This window comes from Opitutus terrae PB90-1 (assembly GCF_000019965.1).
Classification (GTDB): Bacteria; Verrucomicrobiota; Verrucomicrobiia; order Opitutales; family Opitutaceae; genus Opitutus; species Opitutus terrae.
Map to the genome: position 1 here is coordinate 4,920,547 of NC_010571.1, position 12,214 is coordinate 4,932,760.

Genomic DNA, 12,214 nt, shown 5'->3' on the forward strand with positions numbered 1-12,214 from the left:
TGCGTGCCGTCAGATCTTCCGGAACACCGCGGCGGCGTTCTGGCCGCCGAAGCCGAGGTTGTTGCTCAACACGGTCCGCACCGACGCGGGACGCGCCTGATTCGGAACGTAGTCGAGATCACATTCGGGATCGGGATTCGCCAGATTGATTGTAGGCGGCAGCGTGCCGGTCTCAATGATCTTCGCGCAGATCACCGACTCGATTCCGCCCGCCGCGCCGAGCAGGTGTCCGGTCATCGACTTGGTCGAACTCACCGCCAGCTTTCGCGCGTGTTCGCCGAAGATTTGCTTGATCGCCAGCGTTTCGAACCGGTCGTTGTAAGGCGTGCTGGTGCCGTGCGCATTGATGTAGTCGACGCTCTCCGGTGCCGCGCCGGCGCTCGCCAGGGCGCGCTTCATCGCCATCGAGAGCCCCTTGCCCTCGGGATCCGGTTGCGTGATGTGGTGGGCGTCGCAGGTCGCGGCGTACCCCGCCAGCTCGCAATAGATCTTCGCGCCCCGCGCGCGGGCATGCGCCAGCGACTCCAGCACGAGAATACCCGCGCCCTCGCCCATCACGAACCCGTCGCGGTCGCGGTCGAACGGCCGGCTCGCCGTCTCCGGTGAGTCGTTGCGCGTGCTCATCGCTTTCATCGCGCAGAAGCTGGCGTAAGCGAAAGGCGTGATCGACGCCTCGCTGCCGCCGGCGATCATCACGTCGGCATCGCCGCGCCGAATCATGTGCGCCGCCTCGCCAATCGCGTGCGTGCCCGTGGCGCAGGCCGACACGACGCCGAAATTCGGTCCGCGCGCGCCCAGCTCGATCGCCACGAGCCCGGAGCAGATGTTGCCGATCAGCGAGGGGATGGTGAACGCCGACACCTTGCGCGGCCCACGCTCGGCCAGCACGCGCAGCTGCGATTCGTAAGTGTTCATCCCGCCGATGCCGGAGCCGATCACTACGCCGACGCGATCGAGGTCCTCGCGCGCAGGGTCGAGCGCGGCATCACGGACCGCCTGCAGCGCGGCCACAAAGCCGAAATGCGTGTAGCGATCGTTGCGCCGCGCCTCCTTCGGGTCCATGTGCTGCGCCGCGTCCCAGTCGCGGACCTCCGCGCCGATCTGGCAGGCGAAATCCGTGGGATCGAACGCGGTGACGCGGTGCACACCCGGCCGCCCAGCCACCAGCCCGGCCCAGAACGAGGCGACCTCGTGTCCGAGCCCGTGGATGGCACCCAAGCCGGTGATCACGACGCGACGGGAATCAGGGGATGTATCCATGGTTCAGCGTGGAAAATCTGGGCCAACAAAAAGGCGCCCTGCCACAGATTTCCGCGAGGAAATGGGCAGGACGCCGAAAATCAATTCGCGCTGGGATCAGGCCTGACCGGCTTTGGCTTTGATGTAGTCGGTGACCTGGCCGACGGTCTGCAGCTTCTCGGCGTCAGCCTCGGGAATCTCACCCTTGATCTCGTCCTTGAATTCTTCTTCGAAAGCCATGATCAGCTCGACCGTGTCGAGTGAATCGGCGCCAAGGTCGTCGAGAAAAGAAGCGGTCGGCGTCACCTGCTCTTCATTCACGTTGAGCTGGTTGACGATGATCTCTTTGACGCGTTGTTCGATGGTTTTTTGATCGGCCATGTTCGGTAAAAGTGAAAGGACGGGGTGAGTTGCGAGGCTTCACATTGCCATGCCGCCGTCAACGGCAAAAACTTGCCCGGTAACGTATCCCGCCTCTTCTGAACAGAGGTACGCGCAGAGGTTCGCCACGTCGGCCGCTTCGCCGAATCTTTTCAGCGGCACCGCCTCCAGAATCTTGCCGGCGATCTCCGGATTGTTGACGAAATCCGTGGTCATGTCGGTCTTGATGAACCCGGGCGCGACGGCGTTCACCGTGACACTCCGGCTGGCGAATTCCCGGGCGAGCGTCTTCGTGAGGCCAATCATGCCGGCCTTGGCCGCGGAGTAGTTGGCCTGGCCTGCGTTACCCATGATGCCACTCACGGAAGTGATGTTCACGATCCGGCCCCAGCGCGCGCGGGTCATCGGCCGCGCCAGCGCTTTCGTCCAGTGAAAGCAGCTCGTCAGGTTGGTGCTGATGACGTCGTTCCAGTCGGCGTCGCTCATCCGGAACAGCAGCCCATCGCGGGTGATGCCGGCGTTGTTCACGAGGATGTCGATGGTCGGGAATTCCCCGAGGAGCGCTTCCGCCGCCTTCGCGATCGCCGCGCCGTCGGCCACGTCCACCGCCATCGCCTTCGCCTTGCCGCCGGTCTCGGTGATCGCCGCCGCGGCCGCACCGCAGGAATCGGCGGACTTGGAGACGCAGATCACGGTGACGCCGTGCCGGGCCAGGGTTTCGGCAATGGCCTTGCCGATCCCGCGACCGGCACCGGTCACGAGCGCAGTGCGAGAATTGAAGGTAAGCATGAGCAGATTTTCGATTTGCGATTAGCGACTTCCGATTAGAGCCGAGCCGCTTGCTCGGCCGCCTGCAATCGAAAATCCCCAATCCAAAATCGAAAATCAATACACGTCCCGCTGGTAGCGCTTCTCCTTTTTCATCTGCTTCACGTAGTCGATCGCGGCGGCGGGATCCATCCCGCCTTGCTGCGCGACGATATCGTGCAGCGCGACGTCCACGTCCTTCGCCATCCGCTTCGCGTCGCCGCAGACGTAGAAATGCGCGCCCTGCTTGATCCACGTCCACAGCTCGGCCGCGTGTTCGCGCATCCGGTCCTGCACATAGATCTTCTGCGCTTGATCGCGCGAAAACGCCGATTCGAATCGCACCTGGCCCGCGCGCACGTAGTCAAGCCACTCCTCTTCGTACAGGAAATCGGTCGCGCGACGCTGGTCACCGAAGAACACCCAGTTGCGCCCCGCGGCGCACGCCGCGACGCGGTCCTGCACAAACGCCCGAAACGGCGCGATGCCCGTGCCCGGCCCGATCATGATCGCATCACGCGACAGATCCTCGGGCGGCGCGAAATGCGAGTGCGACACGAAGACCGGCACGGTGGACCCGACCGCCACGCGGTCCGAGAGGTAAGTCGAGCAGACGCCGAGGCGCTTGCGCTCATTCGTCTCGTAACGCACGACGGCCACCGTCAGGTGCACGTCGGTCGGTGTAACGCGCGGCGACGAAGCGATCGAATACAGCCGCGGCTGCAGCCGGCGCAGATGATCGACGAATTCCTGCGCCGTCAGCCGGGCGCTGGGAAACTCCTCGATCAGGTCGATGAAGTGTCGCGCCTCCAAAAATCCGGCCAGCAGCGGTTGCGACTCCGGCGCGAGTAAGCCCGCGAGTTTCGCCTTCTCCGCGGGATCGGTGGCGCGCTCCGCCAGCGCCGCGACGAACTTCCCCGACGGGCCGGCGAGCGCGAGCCGGTTCATCAGTACGTCCCGCAACGGCAGCGGGTGCGGCGAGCGCAGCATCACCGGCGAAACGAGTTCGTCGCCGTACGCGCCGAGCGCGCGCAGAATTGCGTCCACCTCCGGCTCCGGATTGGTCGGGTACACGGCGAGCGAATCGCCGGGTTTGTAATGTAGGCCGCTGCCGGCCAGACTCACCACGAAATGCCGCGTCTCCTTGGCGGAGCCGGGTTTGGTGAGCAATCGGTTCTCGGTGACGAGCGCCGGAAAAGGTTGGTCTTTCGAATAAGTGGAAGCGGGGGACGCTACGGTGGACATGTGTGCGGGCGACAAGGTATGCAGGCCCGCGGCGGCGCAAGTCCAGCGGACTTTTCGTCAGGCTTGCAGCAGCGGCGGAATTGCCGCCCACTGTGCTGGTTCATGCGTTCGTTCGAGCCCATCCGTCTGCAAAAATACCTGGCCGACGCGGGCGTGTGCTCGCGCCGCGCCGCCGAAGCGCTCATCGCCAGCGGTGAGGTGTGGGTCAATGGCGCTCCGGCCCAGGTCGGGCAAAAAGTCACGCCTGGCGTCGACCGCGTCACCACCGGCGGCAAGCCCGTCCGGACCACCGCCCAGCCGCGCGTGACCCTCGCGATGCACAAGCCCCGCGGGCTCGTCTGCACCAACGAAGATCCGCACAACCCGGAAACGATCTTCTCCGTGCTGCCGCGCGAGTTCGCGAAACTGCGCTTCTTCTGTGCGGGCCGGCTCGACAAGGACAGCGAGGGTCTGGTGATCCTCACGACGGACGGCGATCTCGCGCACCGGCTGATGCACCCGTCGAACCTCGTGGTAAAACGCTACCACGTCACGTTGGAGAAACCATTTCCCGCGAAGCGGCTGCCGTTGCTGGTCAAGGGCGTGATCGCGCAGGGCGAGCGGCTCAAGGTGGAGCGGGCCGCGCTGATCAACCCGTCCGTCAGCCACGAGGCGACGAACCTCGACGTGCACATGCATCACGGCAAAAAGCGCGAGATCCGGCTGCTGTTCACCGAACTCGGCTATCCCGTGAAGCGGTTGCGCCGGTATCAGATCGGCGGCTTCCGCTTGAAAGGCATCCCGCTCCGCGCCATGAAAAAAATGTCGCCGGCGGAGATCGAGTCACTCTTCCGGGTGCCGCGCACTCCGCACGCGGCGATCGAAGTCACCGCCGAATCCTTTGCCTCTCATCATGCAGACTAAACTTGCCTTCCTTCTGGCCGGCTTGGCCGCTGCTGCGACCGCCGTCGCTGCTCCGCTCACCTCCGCCACCGCCGTGCACACGTCGCCCGACGAGAACGCTCCGGTCATCACGGTGCTGAAAGCCGGCACGGAACCCGTGGCCGCCAACGAAGCCCTGGCGACCAGCCCGGCCGGCTGGCTGCCAGTCACGCTGCCGGGGCCGTTCGAAGGCTACGTGCAGAACAAGGACGTGACCAAGGGGCTCGACATTCGTGTCGGCGCGCAGGTCCGCCAGCAACCGAAGTCCGACGCCGGGCTGCTCACGGAAATCGACGTGGGCGACAAAACCGAGATCACCGGCCTGCACGGCCGCTGGACGCAGATCAAGGTCGAGAAAACGCTGACCGGTTACATCCATCTCGGCGGCGCACCTGGTTATATGCCGCCCATCGCGACGACGCCGGCCGGCACGACGGTCGCGCCCGCGCCCACCCCCGCGCAGACGCCCGTCGCCCCGGCTCCGGTGGCGCCGACCGCCTACGGTGTCGCCGCGCCCGGCCAGGCCGCGCCGGTCGTCGGCATGTCCGGCGGACCGTCGCTGCCACGGCTGGTGCAGGGCAAATTCGTCTCGACCCAAAGCGCCTTCCGCCCGCGCCGCCCCTACGATTGGGCCATCAACGATGATGCCGGCGTGCGCTACGCTTACCTGGATATCAGCAAGCTGATGTTGACCGACCAAATCGAGAACTACGTCAACCACCACGTCGTGGTTTACGGCGCCGCCAAGCCCGTTCCGAATACCAAGGACATCGTTATCGAGGTCGAAAGTCTCCAACTGAAGTAGGTGCAAGACTCGCTCCGGCGGCAGGCCTTCGCGCCTGCCGTCGATTTCGGCAGGCAGGGACGTCCCGCCGCTACCCGTCGCCAGAAAGCTCAGACATGTCCCAATGACAGACTTGCGCCCTTTGTGACTTGGCAAATGCGCGCGGTTCGCCGCTCCTTCTCCCTTCCCGTTCTTCCTCCCGATGACCCTCATTGACGGATCCAAGATCGCCGCGACCATCGTGGCGGAACTCAAAGCCGAGGTCGCCGCGCTCACCGGCCGCAAACCGTGCATCGCGCTGGTGCGCATTGGCGAAGATCCCGCCTCGGTGTCCTACGTGAAGAACAAGGAGCGGACCGCCGCCGAGATCGGGCTCACCGGCCGGGTGATCCTGCCGCCGGTCACGATTTCACAGGCAGAGTTGTTCGCGCTGATCGACGGACTCAACGCCGATGCCGGCGTCGACGGCATTCTGGTTCAGGCGCCAATGCCCAAGCACCTCGACGAACTGCAGGTGTTCCGCCGGATCGCGCCGGAGAAGGACGTCGACGGGCTCGGCACGATGAACCTCGGCAAGGTTGCCCAGGATGACGACACCGGCTTCGTTTCATGCACGCCGGCGGGGATCATGGAACTGCTCAGCCGCAGCGGCGTCGACCTCAAGGGCAAGCACGTCGTCGTGGTCGGTCGCAGCCTGCTCGTGGGCAAGCCGGTCGCGCTGCTCGCGCTGCAAAAGAAGGCCGGCGCCAACGGCACGGTCACGATCTGCCACTCCGCCACGAAGGATCTCCCGGCGATCACCCGGCAGGCCGACGTGCTGATCGCGGCGATCGGCCGCGCCGGCTTCGTCACCGCCGACATGGTCAAACCGGGCGTGGTCGTGATCGACGTGGGCATCAATCGCGTGCCCGACAGCACGAAGAAGTCCGGGTATCGGCTGGTCGGCGACGTCGATTTCCCCGCGGTGTCGCCCCTCGCCAGCCAGATCACGCCGGTGCCCGGCGGCGTCGGCCCGATGACCGTAGCGATGTTGATGAAGAACACGGTCAAAGCCTATCGGCTGCGCCAGCACCGCGCCGGCTAGGCGTCGCTGCAGCCAGCGGGTGCTTCCGCGGGCCGGCTGCGGCACTCCAGCCCGAACTTGCACCGGCCGGCCCGAAGGTCTTCTCTACCCCTAAAATGCCCCAGCCTTCCATTCTCGTCGTCGACGACCAGCCGATTAATGTTCAGCTGCTGAAGCGCAAACTGGAGCGAGAGGGAATTCAGGTGACGGCAGCCTACAACGGGCTCGAAGCGCTCGATCTCGTGCGCAAGACCAAGCCCGATCTGATCCTGCTGGACGTGATGATGCCCGACATGGACGGCATCGAGGTTTGCCAGCGGCTGCAGGCCGACGAGCTGACGCGCTCGATCCCGATCATCTTCATCACCGCTCGCACGTCGAAGGAGGGCAAGATCGAGGGCCTCAACGTCGGCGCCGTCGACTACATCACCAAGCCCATCGATCTCGACGAGACGCTCGCGCGCGTGCAGACGCAGCTGCGGTTCGTCACGATCAATCGCGAGATGCTCGATTTGCAGCGCCGGCTCGTCGAAGCCCGTCGCGCGGCCACCATCGGTGCGGTCACGCAGGGCATTGCGCACAACCTGAACAATCTGCTCGGCGTCGTGATCGGTTATCTCGACCTCATCAAAGCGTATTACGACAAACCGGAGCAGGTCCGGAAAAACGCGCAGAACGTCGAGGACGCGGTGCACCGGATCGTGTCGATCATCAAGCAGCTCAGCTCGCTCGTGGTGAAGACGCGCCCCCCGCTTTCCAAGGGCAATCTGCAGCGGTTGCTGGAAAGCAGCGTCACCCGGTTCCACTCGGAATGCCGGCTCACCACGCCGGTGACGATCGAGAATCCGCTCGGCGAACTGATTTTCGAAACCAACTACGAGGTGTTCGAGGAAGTGCTGTCGAAGGTGCTGATCAACGCCTGGGAATCCTATGGCCAGCAGCCGAACGCACCCCACCCGATCGCAGTCCGCACGCAGCTGCTCGAAAAACCAGGCGAGCCAACCATGATCGAGATCCGCGTCGAGGACTCCGGGCGCGGGATCGACGAGGAGATTCGCGATCACATCTTCGAGCCGTTCATCAGCTCCAAACACACGGTCGGCGTCGGCATGGGCCTGACCGTCGCGCGGCACGCGTTGCGTAATCTCGGGGGCGAGGCGACGATGTCCGACCGGCCGGAGGGCGGCGCCGTCGCCGTGCTCACGCATCCGCTCGAAGCGCGCAAGCTCCGCAAGCACGAGGCCTGAGGCAGAAACATCTCTGCTGCCGGTGGAGCGCCTTGCCCCCAAGGCGCTGCTTTGATCGTAGCCGCGGTTACAAAGCGGGCCGCACGGCGACGTCATGCGGTTACGGCCAAGCGCGTTGAGGGCAGCGTGCTCGCCAACCAAGGTAGGGCGCTCACTCCGTGAGCGCCGTGAACGTCAGTTGATATCCCGGCGGGCAGCGGAATGCCCGCCCTACCTTTTGAGCCGCCAGTTCGGCGGTGGCAGCGTCAGTTCAAGCCTGCCGCCCCAGTGCTGAAGCCGCACCCGCAGACCGGGATTGCCTCGGCGGCACCGGGCATCGATCGTCGTTGCCTCTCATGACAACGCATACCGCCTTCATCGGTTCCGGGAACATGGCGTCGGCCATGGTGGATGGACTGCTCGCGCGCGATCCGAACGCCCGCGCGAAGCTCGGGTGCTACAGCGCCGCCGATGGCACCGCCGAGACGCTCGCGAAACGCACGGGCATCGCGCGCGCCACAGACCTGCCGGCGCTGCTCGCCCCGGCGGATCTGGTCGTGCTGGCGTTCAAGCCGCAGCATCTCGCGAGCGCGGACCCGCAGCTGACCACGCTGACGCGCGGCAAGCTGGTGCTCTCGATTCTCGCCGGCAAGCCGCTCGCCGCGTTGGTGCAGGTGTTCCCGCAGGCGCGGAACGTCGTGCGCGTCATGCCCAACACGCCCGCCGCAATCGGCGCGGGCATCAGCGCCTACTGCTCGCGTGATCCGCTGTCGCCCGCCGACCGCGACATCGTCGAGACGCTCCTCGGCGCGATGGGCCAGTTTCTCGCGCTGCCCGAGGAACAGATGAACGCGGTCACCGCGCTCAGCGGCAGCGGTCCGGCGTTCCTGTTCGAATTCGTCGCCGCGCTGCGCGACGGCGGCATCGCCGCCGGGCTCGCACCGGAGATGGCCGCGCAGCTCGCCATGCACACCGTACTCGGCTCCGCGCAACTGCTCGTGAAGCGTGGCGTGGATCCGGAGACGCTGCGCAACCAGGTCACGTCCCCCAACGGCACCACGCTCGCGGGATTGCAGCAGCTGCAGGCGGGCGATTTTCGCGGCCTGATCAAAAAGACGATCCTCGCCGCCCAGGCCCGCGCCGTCGAATTGGCGCGCGAAGGGTAAGCACCCACTTCGGCAGTAGGGCTGACGCTCGCCGGCAGCCGCTGATGCAGTCGGGGTCGCGCCAATGTCTCGGCCGGCGGCGAGCGCCGGCCCTACAAAAACGACAAACCAGCCGCCAGCTCCGCACCATGTAACCTAATTGGTTACATGGTGACCGGTGCGGCAGGTCACTCCGCTCGGACGACGACCAGGTCGTCCGGATGCAGCGCGCAGAACACGCTGTCGCCCGCGTGAAAGATGTCGCCCAGCTCGCTCTCGTTCGCCACGACGGCGTTGAGCCGCGTGCCAATGTCGGTCACCAGCACCAGGTGATCGGTCGCGCCGCGGAACACCTCTTCCTTCACCTCGACGGCGAACGAATTCGATGCCGCGATGGGCAGCCGAGACACGTGAACCTTCTCGGGCCGGATCGAGATCAGCGCCCGCGAAAGCTCCATCGGCCAGTTGTTCGCGGGCACCAGCACCTCAAGCCCGCCCGCCAGTCGCACGCGCACATCGAACCCCGCCATGGCCACGCGCTCCGCCGCGAGCAGGTTGCCCTGGCCGACGAAATCCGCGACGAAGGGCGTCGCCGGCCGGTGATAAATCTCCGGTGCCGTGTCGAGCTGCTCGATTCTGCCGCGGTTCACGACCGCGATCCGATCGCTCATCGTCAATGCCTCCTCCTGGTCGTGCGTGACAAACACGAACGTGATCCCGAGCTGCCGTTGCAGCCGCTTCAGCTCGAGTTGCATCGTCAGCCGCAGCTTCGCATCGAGCGCCGACAGCGGCTCGTCGAGCAAGAGCACTTTCGGCCGGCAGACGAGCGCACGCGCGAGCGCCACGCGCTGCTTCTGTCCACCCGAAAGCTGGTGCGGCCGCCGCGCGTCGAGCCCGGTCAGCGACACGAGTTCGAGCGTCTGCCGTACGCGCTCGGCGGCCTCCGCTTTCGGCACCCGCTGCATTTTTAGGCCGAAGCCCACATTCTCCGCGACCGTCAGATGCGGGAAGAGCGCATAGCTCTGAAAAACCTGGTTCACCGGTCGCCGATACGGCGGCAGCCGCGAAACGTCCGTGCCCTCGATCCACACCTCCCCGCTCGTCGGCGTGTCGAATCCTGCGATCAGTCGCAGCAGGGTGGTTTTGCCACAACCCGAGGGGCCCAGCAGCGTGAGAAACTCGCCCGCGGCGATCTGCAGGCTGACGTTGTCCACCGCCGCGACGGCGCCGAAACGGCGGGTGACTCCGTGCAACTCGACCATCGCATTCATGGGTGCTCCTCCCGCGTGGTCACGCGCAGCAGGATGAGATACGTGAGGGCGAACAACGCCATAAAAACAACTCCCAGCGCCGCGCCGAACGGCCAGTCGCGCGCCTGCATGAACTGGTTCTGAATCACGTTGCCGATCATCGGCACGCGCGCACCACCCATGAGGTCGGTGATGGCAAACATCCCGATCGCCGGCACGAACACCAGCAGCGTACCCGCCGCGATGCCGGGCAGCGTGAGCGGGATGATCACGCTCGAAAACACGCGCAGCGGTCCTGCGCCCAGATCGTAGGCCGCTTCGATCAAGGCGCCGTCGAGCTTTTCCGCGCTGCCGTAGATCGGCAGGATCATGAACGGCAGATAAGCGTAAACCAGTCCGATAATCACCGCCGTCGGCGTGTAGAGCAGCTCGACCGAGGGGAGCGCCAGGCCTTCGAGCAGCCCGTTCAGCAATCCCTCTTTTTTCAGGATCGTGATCCACGCGTAGGTGCGAATCAGGAAGCTCGTCCAGAACGGAATCATCACCAGCAGCAGCAGCCGTTGCCGCCACTCCTCGCGCGCGCGCGCAACGCAGAACGCGACCGGATACCCGACCACCACGCAGATGATCGTGGTCAACCCTGCATAACCGATCGAGCGTGCGAAGATCCGGACGTAAACCGGATCGAACACGCGAATGAAGTTCTCCGTCGTGAACGTGTAAACCACGCGGCCGAGTTCGTCCCGCTCGCAAAAGCTGTAGACCAGCAGGATGACGCTCGGCAGCACCACGAACAACACCAGCCACAGCACCATCGGCGCGAGCAGCAGCCACGCGCGCCACGAGGCGCGGCGGCGCTCGAGCCCGACGGCGGCGGAGCTACGGACGTCGTTCGTCATCGCAATTCCGGCATGGCACGGGCGTCCCGCCCGTGATCTCAGGGCCGGCAGCGGCCGCCTGCCCGGGTTCGGACCGCTCCAGCGCGGCCGAACCAACGACGAACAGCGTCCATCGCTCACGGGCGAGACGCCCGTGCCACGGCCAAGCCGGCCGAAGACCGAGTTCGGTCAGCGTGGGAGTCTGGGCCTGTTCTCTCACAGTCCGCTCTTCAAGTCCGTCACCAGCCGGTCGATGTCGCCGGCGGCGCGACCGATGTCGCGGAACGTTTCCAGTTTGCCGGCGGGCGGATAGCTCGCGGGATTGGCCAGTTCCTCCGGCGACAGCAGCTTGCGGGCCTCGAGATTCGGGTTCGTGTAGGGGAAATCTGCCGACACCAGTTTCGAGACCTGGGGACGAAGGATGTAGTTGATGAACTTGTGAGCGTTTTCCTTGTTCTTCGCCGCTGCCGGGATCGCCAGCACGTCGATGAACTGATGCGCGCCTTCCGCCGGAATCACATACTGAAACTTCTTGTCCTGGTTCCAGAGGATCGCCGCTTCGCCGCTCCACACGATGCCGAGGTCGACATCGCCGTTGAGCAGCGCGGTCTTCGGGCTGTCGGAGTCGAACACTTTCACCCGCTGCACCCAGTCCGCGAGCACCGGCCGCACCTTCGCGAGCGCCTCCGCGTTGATCGTGTTGATCGGCAGACCGAGCGTGTAGAGCGCCCAGGTCACGAGTTCGCGGTTGTCATTCAGCACCACGATCCGGCCCTGGTGCGCCGGTTGAAACACATCGCGGTAGCCCTTGATCGGGGTCTTAATGACGTCGGTGTTCACGACGATCCCAACGGTGCCAGCCATGTAGGGGACCGTGTAGCGACCTTCGGGATCGTGCGGCCGCTTCAGGAAGCTCGGATCGATATTTTTCAAATTGGTCAACTGGCTGAGGTCGAGCGGAGCGAGGAGTTTTTGGCGGATCATCACCTCGGCCGCGTAGTCCGACGGCTGCACGAGATCATAGGCGCCGCCACCGGCCACGAGTTTCGAGAGCAGTTCCTCGTTGGAGGCATACGTCTCGAAGTTCACGCGAATGCCCGTCTCGGCGGTGAACCCGTCGATCACGGCTTGCGGCACATACTCGGACCAGCCGAAGAGATTCAGTTCCTGTTTTTTGGAAGCGGCGGAGACGGTGCTGACCGCGGCGGCCAGTCCGAGCGGGAGGAGGAAACGAACGAGTTTCATAGGCGATGTGGAGGGAAAAGAGGCATAACG

At 65.1% G+C, this 12,214-nt stretch carries 12 protein-coding genes; 5 read left to right on the plus strand and 7 right to left on the minus strand.

Going from position 1 to position 12,214, the window contains the following annotated elements; all coding sequences use genetic code 11:
- Positions 1–9 precede the first annotated feature (9 nt).
- The 4 genes from fabF to OTER_RS19150 form a co-directional block, all read right to left on the minus strand.
- Positions 10–1,260 carry a beta-ketoacyl-ACP synthase II gene (fabF, locus tag OTER_RS19135; protein WP_012376591.1) on the minus strand — a complete coding sequence of 417 codons (1,251 nt, stop codon included), beginning with the start codon at positions 1,258–1,260 and terminating at the stop codon, positions 10–12.
- Positions 1,261–1,356: 96 nt separating this feature from the next.
- The gene (gene acpP, locus OTER_RS19140) at positions 1,357–1,620 is read right to left on the minus strand and encodes an acyl carrier protein (protein ID WP_012376592.1); all 264 of its coding nucleotides are present in this window, start codon (positions 1,618–1,620) and stop codon (positions 1,357–1,359) included.
- A 39-nt stretch (positions 1,621–1,659) separates the two neighbouring features.
- Positions 1,660–2,409 carry a 3-oxoacyl-[acyl-carrier-protein] reductase gene (gene fabG, locus OTER_RS19145; RefSeq protein ID WP_012376593.1) on the minus strand — a complete coding sequence of 250 codons (750 nt, stop codon included), beginning with the start codon at positions 2,407–2,409 and terminating at the stop codon, positions 1,660–1,662.
- Between the two features lie 96 nt (positions 2,410–2,505).
- A complete protein-coding gene (locus tag OTER_RS19150; protein WP_012376594.1) occupies positions 2,506–3,672 on the minus strand; it encodes a sulfite reductase subunit alpha in 1,167 nt (388 codons plus the stop codon).
- A gap of 102 nt (positions 3,673–3,774) precedes the next feature.
- On the opposite strand from OTER_RS19150, the gene OTER_RS19155 reads away from it, so the two are divergent.
- The 5 genes from OTER_RS19155 (at position 3,775) to proC (ending at position 8,832) form a co-directional block, all read left to right on the plus strand.
- A complete protein-coding gene (locus OTER_RS19155) occupies positions 3,775–4,575 on the plus strand; it encodes a pseudouridine synthase (protein ID WP_012376595.1) in 801 nt (266 codons plus the stop codon).
- The gene (locus tag OTER_RS19160; RefSeq protein ID WP_012376596.1) at positions 4,565–5,398 is read left to right on the plus strand and encodes an SH3 domain-containing protein; all 834 of its coding nucleotides are present in this window, start codon (positions 4,565–4,567) and stop codon (positions 5,396–5,398) included. Before OTER_RS19155 ends, OTER_RS19160 begins: the two co-directional genes overlap by 11 nt.
- A 181-nt stretch (positions 5,399–5,579) precedes the next feature.
- A complete protein-coding gene (gene folD / locus OTER_RS19165) occupies positions 5,580–6,461 on the plus strand; it encodes a bifunctional methylenetetrahydrofolate dehydrogenase/methenyltetrahydrofolate cyclohydrolase FolD (RefSeq protein ID WP_012376597.1) in 882 nt (293 codons plus the stop codon).
- A gap of 95 nt (positions 6,462–6,556) precedes the next feature.
- Positions 6,557–7,687, plus strand: coding sequence for an ATP-binding response regulator (locus tag OTER_RS19170; RefSeq protein WP_012376598.1), 1,131 nt, complete (start codon positions 6,557–6,559; stop codon positions 7,685–7,687).
- A gap of 335 nt (positions 7,688–8,022) precedes the next feature.
- Positions 8,023–8,832, plus strand: a complete 810-nt coding sequence (gene proC / locus OTER_RS19175) for a pyrroline-5-carboxylate reductase (protein WP_012376599.1) — start codon at positions 8,023–8,025, stop codon at positions 8,830–8,832.
- Positions 8,833–8,999: 167 nt separating this feature from the next.
- Here proC and OTER_RS19180 read toward each other — a convergent pair whose 3' ends face one another.
- From OTER_RS19180 to OTER_RS19190, 3 genes are all read right to left on the minus strand, one after another.
- Positions 9,000–10,082 (minus strand): ABC transporter ATP-binding protein, encoded by a 1,083-nt coding sequence (locus tag OTER_RS19180; protein ID WP_012376600.1) that lies wholly within the window; start codon positions 10,080–10,082, stop codon positions 9,000–9,002.
- Positions 10,079–10,960 carry an ABC transporter permease gene (locus tag OTER_RS19185; RefSeq protein WP_012376601.1) on the minus strand — a complete coding sequence of 294 codons (882 nt, stop codon included), beginning with the start codon at positions 10,958–10,960 and terminating at the stop codon, positions 10,079–10,081. The genes OTER_RS19180 and OTER_RS19185 overlap by 4 nt, the downstream gene beginning before the upstream one ends.
- 195 nt (positions 10,961–11,155) lie before the next feature.
- The gene (locus OTER_RS19190; protein ID WP_012376602.1) at positions 11,156–12,184 is read right to left on the minus strand and encodes a polyamine ABC transporter substrate-binding protein; all 1,029 of its coding nucleotides are present in this window, start codon (positions 12,182–12,184) and stop codon (positions 11,156–11,158) included.
- Positions 12,185–12,214: the final 30 nt, after the last annotated feature.